Below are 22,645 nucleotides of genomic sequence, written 5' to 3'. Positions count from 1 at the left end.
GTGCGGTTAATACTCGCGCAAACCACATTTCAATTTGGCTTTGAATGCTGCTTTCGTTACTATGTATAGCTACTTGAAAATACCCTAAATCCCATTTGAGTATTGTGCGGATTGGCGATAAGTCATTCTCGATGAAACGTGTCCGCAGTAATGCTAGGGAACCTTATGGACACTACCAGTAGGTAGATGAGGAAACGATGCAACATCTAGAAGAGATCATTGCTAATGCGACCGCAGCCATTAACGCTGCAGAGTCGCTAGTCGCGCTTGATGAAGTGCGTGTTCAGTACCTAGGTAAAAAAGGCGAATTAACCAGCCAACTGCAAAGCCTAGGTAAACTCCCACCTGAAGAGCGCCGTACAGCAGGCCAAGAAATCAACAAAGCAAAAGGTGCCGTTCAGCAAGCTATCGCTGCTCGTAAAGATGCACTGCAACGTGCTGAGCTGGAAGCGAAACTGGCTCAAGAGACCATCGACGTCACTTTGCCTGGTCGTCGTATTGAAAATGGCGGTCTGCATCCGGTTACTCGTACTGTTGAACGTATTGAGAGCTTTTTTGGTGAATTGGGTTTTACCGTGGAGTCTGGCCCTGAAATTGAAGATGCGTTTCACAACTTTGATGCGCTGAATATCGCCGACGATCACCCAGCACGTACTGATCACGATACCTTCTTCTTTAATCCTGATTTGATGTTGCGTACCCATACCTCAGGTGTACAGATTCGTACTATGGAAAATGGCAAACCGCCATTCCGCTTTATCGCACCGGGCCGCGTATATCGTAACGACTACGACCAAACGCATACACCAATGTTCCACCAAGTGGAAGGTATGCTGGTCGATGAGAACGTTAACTTTGCGCAGCTTAAAGGGGTTCTTTACGACTTCCTAACTAACTTCTTTGAAGAAGAGCTTGAAGTTCGTTTCCGTCCTTCTTATTTCCCATTCACTGAGCCTTCAGCAGAAGTCGATGTGAAACGTAAAGATGGTAAGTGGCTAGAAATTCTAGGCTGTGGCATGGTGCATCCAAATGTGCTTCGCAGTGTCGGGATTGATCCTGAGAAATACTCTGGTTTTGCGTTTGGTATTGGTATCGAGCGTTTGGCGATGCTTCGTTACGGTGTTAACGATCTGCGCTCCTTCTTTGAAAACGATCTTCGTTTCCTAAAACAGTTCAAGTAATCCAGAGGTTTAATCACTATGAAATTTAGCGAATCATGGCTTCGTGAGTGGGTTAACGCTTCGGTTACCACTGACGAACTGACACACCAAATTACGATGGCAGGTTTGGAAGTTGACGATGTCCTTCCCGTTGCTGGTGCGTTTAATGGCGTAAAAGTCGGCCACGTTGTGGAATGTGGTCAACATCCAGATGCAGACAAACTGCGCGTCACTAAAATTGACGTCGGTGAAGAAGAATTACTGGATATCGTTTGTGGCGCACCGAACTGTCGCCAAGGATTGAAAGTAGCGGTTGCAACAGTCGGCGCTGTACTGCCTGGCGACTTCAAAATTAAGAAAGCGAAACTGCGTGGTCAACCGTCTCACGGTATGTTGTGCTCGTTTACAGAGCTAGGTATTGATGTCGAGTCTGATGGCATCATGGAGCTGCCTCAAGATGCGGTTATCGGCACCGACTTTCGCGAGTTTCTTGGCTTAGACGACGTCACTGTCGATGTCGATCTGACCTCAAACCGCGCTGACTGCTTTAGTATTCGTGGTATGGCACGTGAAGTGGGGGTATTGAACCGTCTTGATGTCAACGCCCCCGTGGTTGAAGCGATTGAGCCAAGTATCGATGCTCTGGCCTCTATCGAGGTAAAAGCACCAGCAGCGTGTCCTCGCTACTTGGGGCGTATTGTTAAAAACGTGAACGTTAAAGCGCAAACGCCATTGTGGATGCAAGAAAAACTGCGTCGCTGTGGCATTCGTTCTATCGACCCTGTGGTTGACGTGACTAACTATGTGCTTCTTGAACAAGGTCAACCGATGCACGCATTTGACTTAAACAAAGTTGAAGGCGGCATTGTGGTTCGTATGGCTGAACAAGGCGAGAAGCTAACACTGCTCGATGGAAATGAAGCGGAGCTTAACGACGATACCTTGGTGGTAGCAGACCACAATAAAGCACTGGCTATCGCCGGTATTTTTGGTGGTGAAGGCTCAGGCGTGACCGACGAAACACAAGATGTACTGCTTGAATGTGCGTTTTTCGCACCAGATTACATTCGTGGTCGTGCTCGCAGTTACGGTTTACATACAGACTCTTCAATGCGTTACGAGCGTGGTGTCGATTACGCACTGCAAGCCAGCGCTATGGAACGAGCAACTCAGCTGCTCGTTGACATTTGTGGTGGTGAAGTGGCTCCTGTGGTGACTGTCGAGTCACAAGACGATCTGCCAACGCCGAATACCGTTGAACTTCGCCGAACTAAATTAGATAACTTGCTCGGTCATGAAATCCCATCTCAAGATGTGGTCGAGATTCTAGAGCGTTTAGGCCTTTCGGTCTCAACCACAGAGCAAGGTTGGAAAGCGACAGCACCGACTTGGCGTTTTGACATCGCCATTGAGCAAGACTTGATTGAAGAAGTTGGTCGTATCTATGGCTACGACAACATTCCAAATCAGTCGCCAACAGCCGCGCTGCGTATGAACCATCATCAAGAAGCGAAGCTACCTTTAAAACGTGCTCGCGACTTGCTGGTTGATCGTGGTTACCATGAAGCCATTACATACAGCTTTGTCGAACCTGAACAGCAAAAATTAATCGTGCCAGAAATTGACCCGCTCATGCTGCCAAACCCAATCTCTGCAGATATGTCAGCGATGCGTTTGAGCTTGATTCAAGGCCTGCTTAATACGGTTGTTCATAACCAAAAACGTCAACAGCCACGAGTTCGTCTGTTTGAATACGGATTGCGTTTTATTCCTGATCAAGATGCGGAAAACGGAATGCGCCAAGAGCCTATGTTGGCGGGTGTTATTGCCGGAGCACGCAGTGAAGAACATTGGGATATCGAGACCAACAGCGTTGACTTCTTTGATCTTAAAGGGGATTTAGAAGCGGTACTTGAACTGACAGCGAATGATAAAGCTTACGGCTTTGTTGCTGCTGAGCACCCAGCATTGCATCCAGGGCAATGTGCAGCGATCGTGGTTGACGATCAACCGATTGGTATCATTGGTACGGTTCACCCAGAGCTTGAGCGCAAGTTTGGTCTAAATGGTCGTACTATCGTATTTGAGATCGAATGGAATGCGATCAACACTCGTGTTATCCCTGAAGCGGTTGCGGTGTCTAAATTCCCGGCTAACCGTCGTGATATCGCGGTTGTGGTAGATGACAGTGTTGAATCTGGCGAGATTGTCGATGCGTGCTTAAACGCGGGTGGTGAGTTCTTGAAAGATGCCAAACTGTTTGATGTCTACGTTGGCAAAGGCGTTGAAGACGGTAAGAAGAGTTTGGCAATTGCGCTTACTCTACAATCTGCAGAGCGTACGCTTGAAGAAGCGGATATTGCTGGCGCAGTAGAGGCAATTGTTGCTCAGGTTTCTGAGCAGTTTGGCGCTACGCTTCGTGATTAATGCTTTTTACTAACGATGAAAGCCTCGCATCTGCGAGGCTTTTTTGGATGTAATTTGAATACGTAGATCGCGGGCTTGCCACCGACATCTCCATTTTAAACAAAAAGACTGATTATGAATTTTGATATTAATGCACTGAAACACCACCAACTGGTCGAAGACGGTCAACTAGAAGGGGCTTACATTCATCAGCCGGTACAGGGCAGTCAACCAGACGACGAAGCGGTTTTGGAAGAGCGTCAAGCACTGGAAAGTATGGGGTATAAGGTGCTTCAGGTTCAAGCTAAAGGTGGTAGCACAACGTTTGCCGAGGCAATGCAAAAGCTTGCGAAGAAGACGGGGCACCTACCTAAGGAATAAGCAAACGGCTTTACTTATCTATGGGACACTTCTTACTAGAAATACCGCTTACGAGTTCACCGCAGAATGGTATTTCTTGTTAAAGCTAGCATCCGGCTGTGTTTCATTCGCCGATTTCAACCGACTGAATCATGCTCAGTCCATACGAGTAATAAAGGTTTGCTCGTCATCGACAAACGCGACAAAACCACCGTGATAGATAAACACCCGGCCTCGTCCCTCGACTAGACAGGCAAGTTGTGGGTTTAAATCTTCTTCGTTCTCTTGGCTTTGAAATGTGCCAGTATCGGTGATGACGCCGTTGAGTTTAGGCAAATATCCATAAGAGTGCCTGGCTTGATCGATCAAGCTCAATTCGCTGGCGACAGAAAAGTAAGAGGGAATCGCACCAGCTTCTTCAATAAATAGAGTTTTCAGTTCTTCAAAAGCGGTAATCACCAGCCAGTCGATGTCGTTAACTTGATGGATGAACATAGAGTTTCTCGATAATTCTGATGCGCAGATGTTATCACTATCAGGGGGACGTGTTGTAGAGGTTTAGGGCTTAAAGACGGTAATTCTTTGCCATTTCCAAGTGTTCACAATCCCAAATAAACCATGCTTTCGTCTAGCGGTGTACTTGATCTACCGCTCGAATTTTTGTGTTAGCCTCATAATAATACGTAACAATTGACAAAATATACGGAAAAAGAAATGAAGAAAATGCCACCAATAAGCATAAAGTCAGATCGAGTTGAAATCGTATTTGAAAAGTATATTGATGCTAAACCTGATGAGGGGTTAGTTCCTGTTTATAGATTTAAAATTCACAACCTGAAAGGCGATACGGTTGGTCATATAAATTTTAAACTAGGAGAAACTGTTCATATAAAACAATATGCTGGTCATATTGGTTATGAAATTCTTCCTCAATTTAGAGGTAATTCATATTCATATTTTGCATGTGAGGCAATAAAACCATTTATCCGAGAGTTTTTTAATACAATTATATTGACCTGCAACCCAGACAATAAGCCTTCGATAAAAACAATTAAAAAATTAAATGCCAAATTCATTAATGAGGTAACAGTCCCAGAAAGTGACCCCTCTTATAAAAATGGCTCTCGTCAAAAACTTAGATATGAATGGCAGCTAAAACCAACGACAGCAATTTCGCTATAGCAGTTATATCCATAACCTTTATGCGTTGAACTTTTACGCGTTGTGAATTTGTAATCGTGGTACTTTCTCACTCGAATGCGCCCCTAAATGTGTTTAGAACACAGTACACCGTTATAAGAATAATTTGGTTAAAAGGCTGTTGCCTAAATTCCACTGCCCAATATCGTTTAAGACAATGTAGAATGAAGCCTTTTTTAAAGGTGTTAAGTAGGAAGTTTGCTTCATGCGTAAATCAGATAAGAAGATTGAGAACCTAATTAGAGAGGTGTTGACCGAAGTTTGTGAGGATACGTTAAAAGGCTACGAGGGTTTCCTTTGGGTGACTCATACGGTCAAATTCTCTTCTTTTCCACAAAGCTTAGAAATAGTCTGCGTATTTGAAACGAATCAAGATAGAGCAAACTTTTTAGCGGGCGAAGGCCGCCAGCACGTCTCAATAACTGTCCAAAAGGCGTTTAATAAGGTAGGGGTGCAACTAAAGAACGTAAGTAAACAAATCAGTTACGAAACTCGGCAAAAGCGTGCGTGCAGTCATCAATGAAAGTGAATTAGTACAAAGTAGTGTTGTAGTGAGCATCGAAGACTTTAATCTACGAGTTTTGATATTAAACCACCTACCTTCTTAGACAGGATGACTAATTCATGCTCACTTAGATACAGAGCTATGCCTGATTTCCTTTCACAAACTCATCTTTGCCCCAAAACGAGTTAGAGCAATTGGTCCATTGATGTCATTTTTTCACAATTTCGCATAACGTAATTTATGAGATATCTGGACTAGGGGCGATTGAGTTAAAGTGCTAAAATTCTATGGTTTCACACGTCCTCTAGTTGTGCAAACATCAGCATATTGCTAGTATATTTAATTTAAAAACAGCAACCTACTGAAATTTATACTTTTTTAAAGTCAGAACAGGTACGTTTTGAAAAAGTCCGTTTTTATGATGGCGGTATAATTTGTTAGCATTTAAGGGTAGATAAAAATGGAACCAATTACACTGGCAATTGGTGGGGCGTCTTACTACGTTGCTGTCAAGTTTGTAGACCAATTTATATCTCAGGAGGGATATGGCTGGTTTCGAAAGCAGCTTTTTCCTAAGGAAAGGTATGTAGACAGGCTCTATCAGCTTATCGAGGAAACCGCTTTAGAGTTTGAAGTTGAATATCCAACAGATTCAGACAAGGTTCCGTTCTATCAATCTCAGCCATTATTTGACGTGCTAAACGGATATACTTTGTTTAAAGAGTTTCCTGATAAAGCTGAGGTAGTGAATAAGTTTAGTGATTATCCTAGTGTGCTTCCTCCAACTCAAAAACAACTTGAACGTTTTTATGCGATTCTAGCGCTTAAAGTAAACAAGTGTACAACGTTAAAAAAGCTCCATATCGAAGAGACTTATAAGGAAAAGATATTCGATATCAATGAAGAGCTGATTCAAATGAAACTTCTATTACGCTCTATAGACGAGAAGCTCACGTTTCACTTAAGTGATGATTGGTTAAATGACAAAAACAGACAGGCAATAGCTGATTTAGGTGGACGATACACACCTGAATTAAACTTAAAGCTAGAAATAGCAAAGATCTTTGAGGGTCTCGGGAGAACTCAGAATTTTTCAGAACTCTTTTTTTTACATATAGATAGCTTTCTGATTAAAGGAAACAAGCTCTGTGCGTGTGATGAAATATCCTCACAACTATCTGTAATATCTAAATCTTTAACTGAAATTACAACCTTATACCAAGCAATTGATTTTTCTATATTAACTAAAATACCAACAGATGAACTTTGTAACAGTATTACTTCCTGCAACAATGCAGTAGCAGAATCTGAATCGGTACTGTGGAAACTGCAAGCAGCCGGAGGGTCTAATGTTTACAGTGACCAATACTCATCAACTTTAAGGGAACTTAGGGATTTTGATTATGAGTGTAATAAGTTAAGTACTTTCTTAAACTCCATTACAGTAAACTTGTCGAACAATCCGTTTTTACTTCTTGAAGGGGAAGCAGGCATTGGTAAGTCTCACTTACTTGCCGATATCGTTGAAACGAGAATTAAAACTGGTTCTCCATCTCTTTTCTTATTAGGGCAACAGCTCACTTCTGATGAATCTCCTTGGGTACAAATTTTTAAAAGGTTACAGGTCGATACCACATCCAATGATTTTCTAGAAAAGCTCAATTTATATGCTCAAAAAACTAATAAGAGGGTTTTGATATTTATCGATGCGATCAATGAAGGGAACGGCAATAAATTTTGGGATGACAATATAAATAGTTTTGTTGAAGAAATTAAACAATTTGATTGGCTTGGTTTAATAATGTCAGTTAGGTCAACGTACAAAAACATTACCATTTCTGATGAGAACGTATCACGCAATAATTTTGAAACTCATGAGCATATTGGCTTTAAGAATATTGAACTGGAAGCTGTTAATTTATTCTATGACAATTACAATATAGAGAGACCCTCTTCTCCCAACTTAAACCCAGAGTTCAAAAACCCGTTATTTTTGAAATTACTATGCGAAGGAGTTAAGAAAAGTGGGTTAAGTAAAGTTCCCGTGGGTTTTCATGGTATTTCTAAAATTCTCAGTTTTTTCATTACTGGTGTCAACAAGTCGCTTGCCTCACCTAAAAAGTACAGTTTCGATTCCAGCTTTCCATTGGTTAATGACGCACTAAATGAATTAATCAAGCTAAAGGTAGACTCAGGGGCTAAGAGTATACCTCTTAAAAATGCGCATGTTGCCGTTCAATCCGTTGTTCAAGACTATGTTAACGATAAAACTTTTCTTAGCGCATTAATAGATGAAGGGGTGTTAACAAAAGGAATTACTCGAAACGACGAAAACGTTGTTGAAGAGGTAGTATATATATCTTTTGAAAGGTTTGATGACCATTTAACAGTAAACTACTTACTTGACGGCGTTAAAAATATTGAAGATGAGTTTAAGGCGGGAGGCCGTCTAAGACATTACTTTAAAGAAGAGTATGATTTTTACTACAACCAAGGAATTGTTGAGGCTCTTTCGATTCAATTGCCTGAAAAATATGGAAAAGAACTCTACGAGTTACTACCAGAGTTCAGTGAGCATGATTACTTAATAAATTCTTTTATTGATAGTTTAGTTTGGAGAGAAATATCTGCGATAGATTTCGAAAAACTTAAATCGTTCATAAATGACAACGTACTTCAGTTTAGGAGTACATTTAGCCACTTTTTAGAAATACTGATTTCCATTTCAGGTGTTGAAGGGCACCCATTTAATGCGAATTTCTTACATTATTGGTTATCTAAGCACCCCTTGCCAAACAGAGATGCATTTTGGACTACTCAATTAAAATATAAGTATAGTGAAGACTCTACATTCAGACATTTAATAGATTGGGCTTGGGATGACTTTGATAAGAGTTACATATCTGATGATTCAATCGAGTTAGTTGCTACTGCGCTTTGTTGGTTTTTGACTTCAACCAATCGAGAGTTGAGGGATTGTTCAACTAAAGCTTTAGTTAACTTGTTAGAAAATAGAATTCCAGTATTGGTTAAGATAATCAATAAATTTGATGCCGTAGATGATCCTTATGTTTGGGAGAGAGTGTTGGCTGTTGCCTTAGGTTGTGTATTGCGGACAAAGGATCATCATGAGCTAGGCGCTGTAGCTGAAATTGTCTATACAAAGGTCTTTGATACAGATGATGTATATCCACATATCCTTTTAAGAGACTATGCAAGAGAGATTATAGAGTATGTTTCACACCTTGGATTGATAACAGAAAATATTGAATTGTCCAAAACTAAGCCCCCATACAAAAGTGAATGGCCTGATGACATACCAACTAAAGATGATCTGAAAAGTCTTTATGATCAGAAAGACTACAGGAACTTGTGGAGTTCAGTTATGGGGGGGGGGGGGACTTCTCTAGGTACACCATAGGCACTAACTTTAATCATTCAGATTGGTCCGGGTGTAGATTTGGTCAATCCCCTGTAAATAGGGAAGAAATATTTAAAAATCTTAAGAGCGACTTATCTGAAGAACAGCTTGAGTTATTTAATTCATTAGACCCTATTATTTATGCTGAAGACTCTAATGATTTGGTTATAGGTGAAACTATAATCCGCATGGGAACTGCTTTAGGCAGAAAAACAGATGAAGAGCTACTTTCGAATAAATTAGCTTTTAAAAAGACTTTATCAGAAAGCACTTTAACTATTTATGAAAGAGATATTGAACCATACCTTGATCATAACAACAATTTATTAGATACAGATGCTCATTTTGATCTTAGGCTAGCTGAATGTTTTATTTTTAATCGCGTTATAGATCTAGGCTGGTCTCCTGATAAGCATGGCGATTTTGATAAAAACATTGGCACAGGCAGGGGACGGCATAAATCCCACCAAGAACGAATAGGTAAAAAATATCAATGGATTTCATTTCATGAATTTATAGCAAGGCTTTCAGATAATTACATCCGCTATGAGGGATACGGCGATGAGCGAAAAGAGTCTCCTTACCTAGGCCCTTGGGAACCCTATGAAAGGGATATAGATCCAACAATTCTGCTTAAAAATACAGGAGATAAATGCATACCTCTTGAAGATAAGTGGTGGGTTAGTAAAGAAGCTTTTCAGTGGAATTGTACTTTTGAAAATTGGGTAAAAGATACTTCTACGTTGGATAACCCGCAGGGGTTGATTGAAGTAAAAGATAATAATGGTGGTGACTGGCTTGTTCTGGAAAGTTATCCGTCTTGGAAAGAGCCTAAAGAAGTAGGTAAGGAAGACTGGGGACATCCACGGAAAGAGGTTTGGTGTCATCTTAAAAGTTACTTAGTTAAGTCACCTGAATATGAACATTTTAAAAACTGGGCTGAAAGCCAACATTATATGGGGCTATGGATGCCTGAAAGCACTGATAGATATCAGTTGTTTAATAGAGAGTATTACTGGTCAGAGGCTTTTAAGTTCTTTAAATCTGAATACTATAGTGGCTCGGACTGGGTAACAGTTACAGACAAAAAGACAAGGACTGAGATTGCTGATGTTGGTGTTACTACTATCGGTTATCGTTGGGAAGAAGAGTTCGATCAATCAAAGGCTGAAACTTTAAGTTTTCTTAAGCCAAGCTCTCTAATTTTTGACAATATGAAATTAAAACATGGTTCTCAAGAAGGTAGCTATATCGATGAGGCTAATAATGTTGTTTGTTTTGCAGCTGAAGCTCTAAACGATACAAAAGCACATTTATTAGTTAAAAAAGAACCATTTTTAAAGATGCTAAAGGATAATGATTTGGAGGTTGTTTGGACTTTGTTAGGTGAGAAAGGCGTAATTGGTGGCTCTTTTTCTTCGAACCATAATTATGGCCGTATAAAGTTTAGCGGTGCTTTTTACATTGATGGAGATCATATTGAAGGAAAGCATAAGATTTACACTACAATCTGTAGTGGATAAGAGAATGTGGCCAGCCACATTTAGGCTGGCCACTACATACATGGTAGCAATACCAAAAGTAATCAGAAAAGTCAGAGTGCTTTATTGTTCGTAACTCGGAATTTGTCCAAAAGCGAGCTAGCTGGTAATTCAATTAAAGTGGCTACATTCAGAGAACAAAAAAGCGCCCCAATGGGGCGCTAAACATCAAAATCAGACAGCGGTTTTGATGTAAGGGGGAAGCGGTTATGCGGTTGCTTGTTTAGCGATTTTAATCCCGCGATTACGCATGCTTAAGCCAAGTGTCACCACAAATGAGACGATAAACGCGATAAGCATACCGATGACGTAGTAGCTAATTTTGTTTGGCGCAATCGAGATAATACCGGGTAGGCCAGCAGCACCAAGCGCTTGTGCTTTAACGTTGAATAACGTAATAAACGCACTAGCGATCGCCGCGCCAATGATCGCAGCAATAAATGGGTAGCGCAGCTTTAAGTTCACACCAAACATGGCAGGCTCCGTAATGCCAAGTAAGGCGGTGATGCCAGAGGGGAGGGCGATACCTTTTAATTTCACATCTTTCGTCGTGAAGGCCACGGCGAGTGACGCCGCCCCCTGTGCAACGTTAGACATCGCAGCAATTGGGAAAATAAAGGTGCCACCTGTGGTCGCAATATCCGCGAGAAGTTGAGTTTCAATGGCGATAAAACTATGGTGCATGCCGGTGATAACAAACGGCGCATACATAAAGCCAAATATCGCGCCGCCAATAAAGCCTGCAGAATCATAAAGCCAGTTCAGTCCGTCTCCAAGTAGGAAGCCAACATCACGTGTGGCAGGGCCCACAAGAGTAAAGGTGAGAAAACCAGTAATAAAGATAGCGAGCATCGGGGTCAGTAGGTTGTCCAATACCGCAGGAACAATTTTACGCAGCCCATGTTCGACTTTAGCAAGAATGAAGGCGCTAACAAGAACAGGAAGTACCGAGCCTTGATAGCCGACTTTTTCAATCTCAAAACCAAAGATGTTCCAAGTTGGTACGGTTCCCGTTACGCTGGCACTGCCAAAGCCCCAGCCGTTAAGCAGGTCGGGATGAACCATTAACATACCAAGTGCAGCGCCTAAAAATGGGTTGCCACCAAACTTTTTGCTGGCTGAGAAAGCCAATAATACCGGCAGATAGACAAAAGGAGCGTTAGCAAAGGTATTGATCATACTGGCGAGATCCGCCAAACCGGGATTCGCTTCAATTAGGGATTGACCATCAATGAACAAACCTTTGGCGGTCAAGACGTTGAATAGCCCCATCAGTAAGCCTCCAGCAACGATCGCTGGAATGATTGGAACAAAAATGTCTGATAAACCTTTTACCGCTTTTTGGACGATATTCTGTTTATCAGCGCCAGCAAGTGCGACATCGTTTGTAGACATCTCACCCATGCTGGTCAATTTGACCATTTCCGCATAAACTTTATTGACGACGCTCGAGCCAAAAATAATTTGATATTGTCCCGCGACTTGAAATTGGCCTTTCACTCCGTCCAAGTTTTCTATCGCTTGTTGGTCAACAAGATTGTCGTCTTTTAAGGCAAGACGAAGCCGAGTGGCACAGTGCGCTAAAGCTTGGAGGTTTTCTTTTCCGCCAATAAGCGCCAGCAGTTCTTTTGCAATGATTGGATAATTCATTCCATACCCCGTAGGTGTTCGCGTTATTGTTGTTATTGACTGTTGAGCTTATTTTCGGGAACGTTTGCAATGCGGATTTTTATTCAATTGTATCTTGAGGTCAAAATAGATTCATAGTTTCTGTGAACTTGATCAGTGAGAATTTGATAAATATCTGATCAAACAGTAGCTTTTCTTTATCAGTTTGATAGCGTTTAGCGATCGTTTCCCGTAATACAGAATGGAAGTTGGGTTCATGGCAAGTCTGCATGACGTCGCTCGATTGGCTGGCGTATCAAAATCCACCGTTTCTCGCGTCATTAACAATGAATATGGCGTAAAAGAAGCCACCAAGATAAAGGTGATGCAAGCGGTTGAAGAGTGTGGTTACGTGGTTAATCAAGTTGCTAAGGATTTGAAATCACGAAAAACCAATTTGGTGGGGGTGATTGTCCCTCGGGTCTCTTCTTATGCCACTGCTTTGGGCGTCGACGGACTGACGGCCGTTTTTGAAAAATCAGGTAAGCACGTATTGCTGGCCAATACTCAGCAGAATAGCCATAAAGAGATTGAATTCATCCAGCTTTTTAATCAAAAGCGCGTCGAAGGCATTATATTTTATGCAACGCATATCGATAAAGCATTGGTGGAAGCAATCCAACGTTCCCAAGTGCCTGTGGTGCTAGTTGGTCAAGATGGTTCGTTATTTAATATTCCAAGTGTGGTGCATGATGATGTTCGTGTTGGGTACGAAGCCGGGCGAAGATTGACGGAGAAGGGCTGTAAGCAGATTGGCTTTATTGGTGTGGACGAATCGGATCTTGCCGTTGATAAATTGCGCTCTCAGGGCATGAGTCAGTACCTCGAGGCTCAGGGGCTCGAACCGTTGGTGTTTCATAGCCACGGGCAATTCTCGATTGAATCCGGTTATCAGCAGATGAAAAGCCTGTATCAACAGTATCCACATACTGATGGGATTTTCTGCGCCACAGATAGGATCGCAATCGGGGTTATCAAGGCTCTCAAAGAGTTGAATGTTGAGGTGGGAGACCAGGTGAAAGTGCTTGGCGTGGGGAATGATGAATTGAGTATTGTCATTTCCCCGAGTCTATCAACATTTAGTTATGCTTTTGATAAAGCAGGAGAAAGTAGCGCAAAACTTCTGTTGAGCCTTATCGAGGGTGAACATCAGGTCATGAGCAAAGTCGTACTCAACTTTCAAAATGTTGATCGGCAAACGTGCTAACAGCGCCACATGCCATTCTAGTTTAGCCGCGATTACTCGCGGCTTTTTTATGCACCTCGTTTAATTCTAACTATCACAAATTATCAGCGATTCGTGAGCCACTTACCATTCTTTGATGATTTGTTGGTAACGTTCCCGAAATGTGTTTTATAGTCGCCGCAGTTGCCACTAAGTACATGCTGGTGGACAAGAACAACATTGGCTGTGATGCCAGTGCATCCACGTTGATGCGATTTCGGGACCGTTTGCCCAAATCCGAAATCAATGAACGACATGAATGTGGAGAAATAAAATGAAAAAAAGCAATGTGTATTTAGCGTGTAGCTTAGCGTTAGCTATGTCTGGTGGTGCGTTAGCGGATACCAATATGGCTGACTTGGAAGCGCGAATTAATCAACTTGAATCACGCTTGGCTGAAACTGAACAACAAGCCGATGCTGCTCAGCAACAAGCGGCAAATTTTGAGTTTCATGGCTATGCTCGCTCAGGACTACTCAGTAATGATGAGTTTTCTGGTGCCACCGGCACTGGTGCGTACATGAGCGCGGCAGGGGCACTAGGTGCATCGGTAGGGCGCTTAGGTTTAGAAGATGATCATTATGTCGAAGCAAACCTAGTCCACAACCGCGTCGCAGATAACGGTTCAAAAGCTTATTTTAAAATCATGCTCGCAGACGGTGTTGAAACGAATAACGACTGGGCGCCAGATGACAGTGATCTTAATGTACGTCAATTGTATACCGAGCTCTCAGATTTAACCTGGTTTAGTGGTGCATTTGAGCATGCCAGTATTTGGGCAGGAAAACGGTTTGACCGAGACAATTTTGATATCCATTTTGTTGATTCAGATATTGTTTTCTTAGCTGGTACCGGAGCCGGGATCTACGATGTTCAACTGAGTGAGAATTGGAAGGCCAATGTCTCTATCTACGGGCGAGACTTTGGGACTATCGACAGCGCGGGTACGGATGTTGAAAACTATATTGCGACCATCAATAACCGTTTTGGAGCTTGGCAGTTGATGTTGAGCGGTATGCATTCTGTCGATAATGACAATCGCACTACCGATAGCTCGTCGCCAACGCAACGTGCAGAAAAAGGGATACATGCCCTGCTGGCCTACCATGGTAATAACTTCTATGGCCTAAGTGATGGCTTTTCAAAAACAGGAGTTGTATCTGGAGTGGGCCTTGGCAGCGAGCTTAAAGGCATAGGCTCAAATGGCAACCTTAATGACGATGCAAAAGCAGTACGCTTCTTTACCTACGGTGCCACCAATTTTGCTGATAACTGGCGTATTGCACCATCGTTAATGGCTGAAGTCAGTGAAGATAGGGTAAAAGAGAACGACCAATTTAAATGGGTTTCTGCTAACGTTCGCCTTGCGCAGGTATTTAATCCCAATTTTGAAATGGTCTACGAAGGTTCGTATCAATACATGAATCTCGATAATACGGCTGATCAAGCGAAAGGCTCATTTTACAAATTCACGCTCGCACCGACACTTAAACTGTCCACCGTAGGCGGATTTTTTGACCGTCCAGAGCTGCGCTTTGCGGTAAGTTACGTGGATTGGAGTGAAGCACTTGATAACTACTCTGTGAGCCTAGCGTCCGATGCATCAACGATGGGTAACGGCGGGGAAGCATTGTTTGCTCTGCAAATGGAGACTTGGTTCTAATCGAACGAACGTGCACCGAGCGCTGGCGCGTTACGGTGCACTCTATCTCAATAACGGTTTTACTTAGCCGCCTTTAATCTTGTTAAGCGTGATAGGGTAATGACACCGCCATACTTTCGCCTTGGCGTTGATACCCAGCCGTTGTTTAAGGGCATTTTTGTATTATTTATGACAAGTCGAGCATTCTCTTTGAGGATTTGCCTTGTCTATTTTGAGGGAATTGGTTATTTTCGCAATCGTTCCCATTTTTAGGTTTGTAGTCAATGTCTATTCACGATCTCTTTGTTTTCTGTGGTGGTTTTGGCAATGTCACGCGGCTGCTCTTTACGGATGAGCAGTTAATTTTGGCGTTGAGCAATCCGCAAGCGGAGCCCAATCATCCGCTATTTATTCAATCCCAAAATGTGGGCGGTGAATGTCAGTGGGTATTTGCGCGAACTGATGACATGACTTCATCTCAAGCGATGGCGATCAGTCAGTGTTTGGCGGAGCGCCAAAAGAAAGACGCAAATACGATGAGCAATCCAGTAACGAGTGTATTTCGTCCTGCATGGCATATTTCTCCGCCACAAGGGCTGCTCAATGATCCCAACGGATTTATTTACCATAATGGCCAATATCACCTTTTTTATCAGTGGTACCCGTATGGTTGTGAACATAAAGATAAGCACTGGGTGCAACTGACCAGTGACAACCTTATTGAGTGGCAATGGCAGTCAGTGGCTTTGACTCCTTCCGCTTGGTTTGACAGTCATGGTGTGTTTTCTGGCCATGCTGTCAGTGACGGTGATACCTTGTATGCCTACTATACCGGCAATACTCGGGTAGGGGCCGAGCGTGCGCGCCAAACAACGCAATGCGTTGCGGTGAGTAAACAGGGGGGAGCATTTGAAAAACTGGGCCCAGTGATTCATGAACTCCCAGAAGGCGTAACGGAGCATATTCGTGACCCAAAAGTCATCGAATATGCCGGGCGATGGTGGATGATTCTTGGGGCTCAGACTACCGAACTTAAAGGGCGTCTGGCTGTTTATCACTCAAGTGACCGCCTGAATTGGCAATTTTCTGGTCTGTTTGGTGAGGAGTTAGGGGAGTTGGGCTACATGTGGGAATGCCCAGATGTATTTGAACTCAATGGCCAGCAATTTGCGATGTTTTGCCCGCAAGGCATCGACTCACCTAACGCATGCCACAGCGTAGAGCATCACAATGGAATCGCTAAGCTGACATTACAATCCGAGCCGTTCAACCTGACGCTTCGTGATTTCCAAACCCTTGACCATGGGTTTGATTTCTATGCGCCACAGACCATGCAAACACCCGACGGACGTCGAGTATTATGTGCGTGGATGGGGCTACCTGATGATGTCGACCACCCCAGTGTTGATGAAGGGTGGCTTCATCAATTGACGTGCTTGCGTGAGCTAGAGTATCGCGAAGGGCGTATATATCAGAGACCAGTTCGCGAGTTAGACGCTTTGCTTTGTGAGCAGCGAACACTGTCATTGAATGAGTCATTGTGCGACCTTGGTACGCAAAGTTTTGTCCTTCGCATGACGCTTAAATGGGGACAAACGCTGAACCTATTTGAAGGCGATGGCTATCGAGTGCAGTTAAAAGCCTGCAGCCAAACACGCTGTTTGGTTCTGGATCGCACTGATACTCTTAATCGCTCTGCGGATACCATTCGCCAACTTCCTTTGGCGTGTCAGGAGATTGAGATCAGCGCTTTTGTTGATACTTCATCGCTCGAGCTTTTTATTAATCAGGGAGAATACGTGATGACGTCACGTGTTTTTGCTTCCCCAATGTCTACCTGTGTCTCATTGCTTGGTGGTCAAGAAGTTGCCAAGGTTCAAACTGTCGAACCGAGTATGCCACCATTTAGTGGTTAATCATCAAATAACAAAAAGCCCTCGATGTTGATTCTCGGGGGCTTTTTTATCTCTGATTATTTTAGGTAGGAGAGGAGCGTAGTTTGAGTCGGCAGTGCCGTCATTGCGCCTTTCTTCGTCGTGGCCAGAGCGCCGCAGGCATTCGCAATATGCACCGCGTTAAAGATCGTTTCTTGGCTTGCCCAAATATTGGTTTTTGCAAGTTTAGCCAGCAATCCGCCAACAAACGCATCGCCTGCGCCCGTTGTATCAACAGGAGTTATTGCTTCGCCACAGATTAACGTTTGTTGACCTTCAAACACAACAATGCTGCCTTTTGCGCCTTGCGTAATAAGCGTTAATGTGTTGTTGAATTCCTCCAGTGCCTTGATACCCGCCTGTAGTGATGATTTACCAGTGAGCAGTAGCAACTCGTCATCAGAGAACTTAACCACATCCGCCAACGCAATCGCTTGGCGTACAACAGGAATCATCTCACTGGGTGAAGCCCATACCTCTTCACGTAAATTAGGGTCGAAGCTGACGTAACCACCGGCCTTTTTGATTGCATTCATGGCTGAGAGCGTTGAGCTTCTACTGGGTTCATTCGCCAAGGCGATTGAGCATACGTGGAGCCACTCATGTGGTTTAAAAAGAGGGATGTCAGAGGGTTGCAGGAATTGGTCAGCACTGGGTTTGACCATAAATGTAAAGCTTCGCTCTCCACCCTCATCAAGTTCGACAACAACGGTTGACGTGCGATGAGCAATATCAAGAAACAGGTAATCCGTATTCACGTGCTCTTGATTCAACGTCTCTTTCATGAAGTGCCCAAACGGATCATCACCGACTCGGCCAAAAAAAGCTGCATCGCCGTTGAGCCGAGAGACACCAACCGCAACATTGGCAGGCGCGCCCCCTGGGCATTTTAAATAGGTATTTTTCTGGTCTGGAATTAAGTCAACGACAGCATCGCCGGTGACCCATACACGATTGGTCATGGATATCATCATTATGTGATTCTGGAATTTACTATGATCGCTGAACCGATTTAGTCTCGCAATGAAAAGCAGGTTACAGCGCGAAAGAATGTGATCTAAAACATGCTATTGTGAGGCGTTACATTCTTTTTGTCCACCTTATGAAACTTTAATTAAATCAGTATGATATGTTGAAAATTGAATATCAGCGTGTGTGAATCTAGCCATTGGTGCTTGATGACGGGAACGATACCATTCTACTGGCATTTTATCGATTAACTTGAGCGATTTTAACGTCTGGTATTCAGCGTTTGAAATCAACACAAACGATAAGTTGTTGGCGAGCAGTTGTTCAAGTGAGGTGAGAGAAAAACCTTGATGATGAGCAAGGGTTTTGATTTTTCCAATCAACGTTTGGTGCGGAATGGCAGGGATCAATTTGGCCTGCTTTCTATCATCCACTTGATCCGAGGAGGCAACCTTATCGCGCATTTTCTGCCAATCGGCTTTTCCTTGCTGGGTGATGTATTGGTGGCGAAAGCAAAAATAGGGAAGTAAAAAACGTTCAATGCACTGCCAGCGCTCAGCTTTTACTTCTAAATAGATGTGTTGAAGTTCTATATCTTGGCCAGTCATCGTCTTCTATGTTGAAGTCAATAAGTTTCGGCGAGTATACCATAGCCAAGTTGATTAAACGTGTTTGGTGACAGGTAATCTATGCGGTAAAGTATCAAATCCAATGATGCTCAAGGAGATAACTGTGTCTGTAGGACCCAACGCACTGGTTGTTGAAGGCGGAGCGATGAGAAGCATCGTTTCATGTGGCATATTAGATAGCTTTCTCGCCAAGCAGTTTTCCCCTTTTGATAGTTTTTGGGGCGTATCAGCAGGTGCAAATAATCTGGTTGCCTATCTTGCAAACATGCCAGAGAGGAATCTTAAGGTTTACCTGGATTACAGCTGTCGTAAACAATTTATCAAGCCTAGCCGCTTCGTCCGTGGCGGTGATCTTATGGATTTGGATTGGATGTGGGAGATCTCGTTAAGAGAGTTAGGCCTTGATCTTGAGGTGCTCAGTGAGGAGAAAAGGCCTCTTTTTATTACCGTGACCCGCCAAAGTGATGGTCAAGCTCAGTATCTAAATCCGAACCCAAAAGACATAGCACAAGTGATGAAAGCCAGTAGTGCCTTGCCTATTTTATATCGTAATGGCGTGGAACTGGATGGTGTTAAATATGTCGATGGTGGTGTTGCCGATGCACTCCCAATTCAGGCTGCCATCGAACAGGGAGCGAAGAATATTATGGTACTTCGTAGCCGACCAGCTTCTTATCGTAAACCTAAAGCCAAATGGCGCGGCTTAACTCGCCGTTTGCTCAGAGAGACTCCTGGTTTGGTTGAGCCAATGTTAACGCGTGATGTACGCTATAACCAAGCGCTTTCATTGATCGCTCATCCACCACAGGGCATCAATATCATGCAGTTTTGCCCTCCAGAGGGTTTTAAACTTAAGCGTTTAAGCCGTGATAGTGAGCCGTTGAAAAGGGCATATCAACTCGGTGTTGAAATGGGGGAGCAGGCAATAGAGACATGGAACCGCCAAGTGGTATTAAAGTAAGTTTTAGTTAGGCATCATGCAAAATTATGGTGAATTCTCAACGATAGGTTCCAGCTGAGTGAAAATTTGTGCGTATAATACTGAATTAGAACCAGTTTATTTTCATTTCGTTGAGGAACTATTATGTCAAACCCATTGGTTGTTGTTGCTAGGCTTGAAGTGAAAGCAGGGCATGTTGAATTTGTCAAAGAACAAGCTGAGCAACTTATTGAATTAACTCGAATAGAGCCTGGTTGTTTAGAATACGTTCTTCACCAAGATAACGATAATCCTCATCTATTCATGTTCATCGAGCGATGGGAAACCAAGTTTTATCTCGATGCCCATCTTGCCTCTATTCATATGCAAGCCTTCTCCGCGGCTATCGAAGATGTGTGTGTCAGTTTGTCCATTAACCAACTCTCGGTTATTGCGTAAACTCTGCACTTCAACGCCGCTGGCCTTGGTTGATGGATGCTTACTAATTATTGGTGCTGTATGAGCATCGGCTCAATCAGACGAATGCAGATAGCGGCGCTGTGCGTTTCTCCATTGACGTAAGCGCGGCTGATCGCCCCTTCTTTGACGAGACAGATCGCTTCAATCAGATCAGGTTTTGCATGGTGAAGCCTTGTGCTGATCAAGTGTCGCACCTTGTCTTTATGAGCTTGGCAATACTTGAAAATATCACTTTCAGGATCGGCGATCTCAGCGGATGTATTGGCAAAAAAGCAACCGCGAAAATCCCCTAGAGGACTGCAGTTCTCAAACCACTGCTCTAACGCAGTAAACAAGCTCGTCACTAACGCCTTATCCGAATTTGCCGTCGCGAGACAAGACTCAAGCCAAGAGAGGAAGCGTTTATCTCGCTGTTCTAGTGCCGCTAAAATCAGCGCATCTTTGCTCTGAAAGTGGTTATACAGCGTCTTCTTCGCGATACCTGATACTTTAAGCACCTCATTAATCCCGATGGAGTTTACGCCATGTTGGTAAAACAGGTCGAGTGCCGTATCGATAAGTTGTTCACGTTTACTCTTCATCTGAAATCTCCTTGTGAATTTTTATATTGACAGAAGGGGACAGACTTGTCTACTTTAATGGGGAGACAAGTTGGTCTACTTTGAAGGAGAGGATAATGAACCGAGTTATGTTTCCACTATTTGCTGGGCTAGGTGCAGCAACAGCGATTGCCGTATTGGCGCTATCTCAAGTTGAACTTACGGATATCGCTTTATTGATGGCGCCTTTTGGCGCGACAACGGTCTTGGTGTTTGGCGTCCCAGACAGTCCATTAGCTCAGCCCAAAAACGTTATTGTTGGGCATATGTTGACGGCATTAATCGGAGTGATCTTCAGTCAATACGTTGGTACGACACCGTGGAGTTTAGCTGCGGCGACAGGGCTTGCTGTGAGTGCAATGTTGTTAACCAAAACAACCCATCCACCGGCGGGAGCCAACCCACTATTGATCATGTTAACTGGGCAAAGTTGGGGCTTTTTATTGACCCCCGTCTTGTTTGGCGCGGTAGTTATCGTGCTCATTGGACAAACTATGAGAAAGTTGCAACGTCAATGGGGATAAAGCTCGAGGCAAAACAACAAAATGGCAAAGATCTTTTTCATATGTGGATTTATAGGCAGCGGTAAGACTCATGTCGCTCATCAGCTTGCCAAGCAAACGCCCGCATTTCGATTTACCATCGATGAGTGGATGATACCGCTGTTTGGAGAACACATGGAAAGAGAAGTATTTGATGGCCACTTAGCGACCTTGAAGGAGCTATTTAAACGTTCTTCCCTAGAGTTGCTAGCCCTTGATGTCTCCGTCGTGTTGGATTTCGGCTTTTGGACGCGTAGAGACCGAGCAGAATTTAGGCGTTGGGCTTTAGAGCATCAAATCGAGTATGAGTTTGTGTATTTAAATACTGATTTTGATACTTGCTGTAAGCGAGCCCTAGCAAGAAATAAAACGCGTCAATTACACACCGCGTATGAGATGACCCCTGAGATGCTAAATATGTTTTGGTCGTGGTTTGAACCGCCTGCGGGTGAGGAGTTGGCAACCATGCGCGTCATCAATAACCGTTGCTGTTAAAACAAAAAAGGCTGACATGTTGGTTTCATTGCCAGCCTTTTTTATCTCTATGGATACCTGCTTATGAGGCATCGATCAGTTGTTTGAGGACCTGAATAACTCCGCTTTCTTTGTTACTTGGCGCACGGAATCGGGCATATTGTTTAACCCCTGGGTGCGCATTTTCCACTGCGTATGAGTGGTAGCTCTGCTCTAGCATCTCAACATCATTAAAGTAATCACCAAAACTCATGGTTTGCTCATAGCTGAACCCTAAGCGTTTTTGGAGTTCTTTGATAGCAGCGCCTTTTGAAGCACTGGCATCCATTACATCAAGCCAAATTTTGGCGCTAACAACAACTTTGTGCGTCTCACCAAATTGCTGGTTAATTGCTGGGAACACGTGTTCTTCCGTCCCTTCAAAATGACATAAAGCAATCTTGATAAATTCATCATCCACGTTCAGTAAGTCATCGACCAACTCACACCGATGATAGTAGTTTTGTACTTCTGTATTGGCTTTTTGATCTTGAGTTTCAATATACGCAGAGCGCTTACCACATAATACAATATGGGTATTGGGAATTTTTCGTGCTTCTTTGATGATCGCGATAACCGAAGGTTTATCTATCGGGTTGCTGTAAAGCTCTTCACCTTTATGAATGACAAATGTTCCGTTTTCGGCAACAAACATCATCCGATCTTTTATCGCGTCAAAGGTGTCGAGAAGGCTATAGTACTGGCGGCCAGAAGCGGCAGCAAAAATAATCCCTTTTTGTTCAAGTTTCGAAAAAACGTCAAAGAATTCGGGATCCAATTGGCCGTGTTCGTTAAGCAGGGTGCCATCCATATCGGCTGCTATAAATTTAACTTGGTTATCTGACATTTGCGCTACTCATGATGAAAAACAAAACAGCTTAAAAAGCTAACGAGAACCTGTGAGTATGCAATTGCAAAGGGAGGAGATGCAA

The 22,645-nt window shown here is 43.3% G+C and carries 20 protein-coding genes; 14 read left to right on the top strand and 6 right to left on the bottom strand.

Annotated elements, in window-relative coordinates; genetic code table 11:
- Positions 1–197: 197 nt before the first annotated feature.
- The 3 genes from pheS to M1D72_RS15410 all read left to right on the top strand — a co-directional run bounded on the left by pheS (position 198) and on the right by M1D72_RS15410 (position 3,947).
- Positions 198–1,181, top strand: a complete 984-nt coding sequence (gene pheS / locus M1D72_RS15420; protein WP_390189638.1) for a phenylalanine--tRNA ligase subunit alpha — start codon at positions 198–200, stop codon at positions 1,179–1,181.
- 18 nt (positions 1,182–1,199) lie between these two features.
- Positions 1,200–3,587 carry a phenylalanine--tRNA ligase subunit beta gene (pheT, locus tag M1D72_RS15415; protein ID WP_390189640.1) on the top strand — a complete coding sequence of 796 codons (2,388 nt, stop codon included), beginning with the start codon at positions 1,200–1,202 and terminating at the stop codon, positions 3,585–3,587.
- A 114-nt stretch (positions 3,588–3,701) separates the two neighbouring features.
- The gene (locus tag M1D72_RS15410) at positions 3,702–3,947 is read left to right on the top strand and encodes a hypothetical protein (protein ID WP_390189641.1); all 246 of its coding nucleotides are present in this window, start codon (positions 3,702–3,704) and stop codon (positions 3,945–3,947) included.
- A 135-nt stretch (positions 3,948–4,082) separates the two neighbouring features.
- Here the strand turns inward: M1D72_RS15410 and M1D72_RS15405 are convergent, their stop codons facing one another.
- Positions 4,083–4,421: a cytosolic protein gene (locus tag M1D72_RS15405; protein WP_456295760.1), complete on the bottom strand. Its 339-nt coding sequence runs from the start codon at positions 4,419–4,421 to the stop codon at positions 4,083–4,085.
- A gap of 219 nt (positions 4,422–4,640) precedes the next feature.
- Here M1D72_RS15405 and M1D72_RS15400 point away from each other — a divergent pair, with 219 nt between their 5' ends.
- The 4 genes from M1D72_RS15400 to M1D72_RS15385 all read left to right on the top strand — a co-directional run bounded on the left by M1D72_RS15400 (position 4,641) and on the right by M1D72_RS15385 (position 10,575).
- Complete coding sequence (locus M1D72_RS15400) at positions 4,641–5,108, top strand: GNAT family N-acetyltransferase (protein ID WP_456295759.1); 468 nt, start codon at positions 4,641–4,643, stop codon at positions 5,106–5,108.
- Positions 5,109–5,331: 223 nt separating this feature from the next.
- Positions 5,332–5,649 (top strand): Fis family transcriptional regulator, encoded by a 318-nt coding sequence (locus M1D72_RS15395; RefSeq protein ID WP_456295758.1) that lies wholly within the window; start codon positions 5,332–5,334, stop codon positions 5,647–5,649.
- A gap of 442 nt (positions 5,650–6,091) precedes the next feature.
- Positions 6,092–9,052, top strand: a complete 2,961-nt coding sequence (gene avs2 / locus M1D72_RS15390; RefSeq protein WP_456295757.1) for an AVAST type 2 anti-phage system protein Avs2 — start codon at positions 6,092–6,094, stop codon at positions 9,050–9,052.
- Positions 9,004–10,575 carry a hypothetical protein gene (locus tag M1D72_RS15385; protein WP_456295756.1) on the top strand — a complete coding sequence of 524 codons (1,572 nt, stop codon included), beginning with the start codon at positions 9,004–9,006 and terminating at the stop codon, positions 10,573–10,575. The genes avs2 and M1D72_RS15385 overlap by 49 nt, the downstream gene beginning before the upstream one ends.
- 225 nt (positions 10,576–10,800) lie before the next feature.
- Here M1D72_RS15385 and M1D72_RS15380 read toward each other — a convergent pair whose 3' ends face one another.
- A complete protein-coding gene (locus tag M1D72_RS15380) occupies positions 10,801–12,243 on the bottom strand; it encodes a sucrose-specific PTS transporter subunit IIBC (protein WP_456295755.1) in 1,443 nt (480 codons plus the stop codon).
- Positions 12,244–12,478: 235 nt separating this feature from the next.
- On the opposite strand from M1D72_RS15380, the gene M1D72_RS15375 reads away from it, so the two are divergent.
- The 3 genes from M1D72_RS15375 to M1D72_RS15365 all read left to right on the top strand — a co-directional run bounded on the left by M1D72_RS15375 (position 12,479) and on the right by M1D72_RS15365 (position 17,044).
- The gene (locus M1D72_RS15375) at positions 12,479–13,468 is read left to right on the top strand and encodes a LacI family DNA-binding transcriptional regulator (protein ID WP_456295754.1); all 990 of its coding nucleotides are present in this window, start codon (positions 12,479–12,481) and stop codon (positions 13,466–13,468) included.
- Positions 13,469–13,805: 337 nt separating this feature from the next.
- Positions 13,806–15,149 carry a carbohydrate porin gene (locus tag M1D72_RS15370; protein ID WP_456297409.1) on the top strand — a complete coding sequence of 448 codons (1,344 nt, stop codon included), beginning with the start codon at positions 13,806–13,808 and terminating at the stop codon, positions 15,147–15,149.
- Between the two features lie 263 nt (positions 15,150–15,412).
- The gene (locus M1D72_RS15365; protein ID WP_456295753.1) at positions 15,413–17,044 is read left to right on the top strand and encodes a glycoside hydrolase family 32 protein; all 1,632 of its coding nucleotides are present in this window, start codon (positions 15,413–15,415) and stop codon (positions 17,042–17,044) included.
- 56 nt (positions 17,045–17,100) lie between these two features.
- Here the strand turns inward: M1D72_RS15365 and M1D72_RS15360 are convergent, their stop codons facing one another.
- A complete protein-coding gene (locus tag M1D72_RS15360) occupies positions 17,101–18,024 on the bottom strand; it encodes an aminoimidazole riboside kinase (protein ID WP_456295752.1) in 924 nt (307 codons plus the stop codon).
- A 138-nt stretch (positions 18,025–18,162) separates the two neighbouring features.
- Positions 18,163–18,639, bottom strand: a complete 477-nt coding sequence (locus M1D72_RS15355) for a hypothetical protein (protein ID WP_456295751.1) — start codon at positions 18,637–18,639, stop codon at positions 18,163–18,165.
- A 166-nt stretch (positions 18,640–18,805) separates the two neighbouring features.
- Here M1D72_RS15355 and M1D72_RS15350 point away from each other — a divergent pair, with 166 nt between their 5' ends.
- Positions 18,806–19,621 carry a patatin-like phospholipase family protein gene (locus M1D72_RS15350; RefSeq protein WP_456297408.1) on the top strand — a complete coding sequence of 272 codons (816 nt, stop codon included), beginning with the start codon at positions 18,806–18,808 and terminating at the stop codon, positions 19,619–19,621.
- 123 nt (positions 19,622–19,744) lie between these two features.
- Positions 19,745–20,038 (top strand): putative quinol monooxygenase, encoded by a 294-nt coding sequence (locus M1D72_RS15345; protein WP_456295750.1) that lies wholly within the window; start codon positions 19,745–19,747, stop codon positions 20,036–20,038.
- A 47-nt stretch (positions 20,039–20,085) separates the two neighbouring features.
- Here M1D72_RS15345 and M1D72_RS15340 read toward each other — a convergent pair whose 3' ends face one another.
- Positions 20,086–20,640: a TetR/AcrR family transcriptional regulator gene (locus M1D72_RS15340; protein ID WP_390189687.1), complete on the bottom strand. Its 555-nt coding sequence runs from the start codon at positions 20,638–20,640 to the stop codon at positions 20,086–20,088.
- 95 nt (positions 20,641–20,735) lie between these two features.
- Between M1D72_RS15340 and M1D72_RS15335 the strand changes: the two genes are divergently transcribed.
- Complete coding sequence (locus tag M1D72_RS15335) at positions 20,736–21,182, top strand: HPP family protein (RefSeq protein ID WP_456295749.1); 447 nt, start codon at positions 20,736–20,738, stop codon at positions 21,180–21,182.
- 21 nt (positions 21,183–21,203) lie between these two features.
- Positions 21,204–21,695: an AAA family ATPase gene (locus tag M1D72_RS15330; RefSeq protein ID WP_456295748.1), complete on the top strand. Its 492-nt coding sequence runs from the start codon at positions 21,204–21,206 to the stop codon at positions 21,693–21,695.
- 61 nt (positions 21,696–21,756) lie between these two features.
- On the opposite strand, the gene M1D72_RS15325 is transcribed toward M1D72_RS15330, so the two are convergent.
- On the bottom strand, positions 21,757–22,560 hold the full coding sequence (locus tag M1D72_RS15325; protein WP_456295747.1) for a Cof-type HAD-IIB family hydrolase: 804 nt from the start codon (positions 22,558–22,560) through the stop codon (positions 21,757–21,759).
- Positions 22,561–22,645: the final 85 nt, after the last annotated feature.

This window comes from Vibrio sp. AK197 (genome assembly GCF_053903115.1).
The sequence above is the reverse complement of the archived record's forward strand: the minus strand, read 5'-3'. Positions and strand labels throughout refer to the sequence as shown.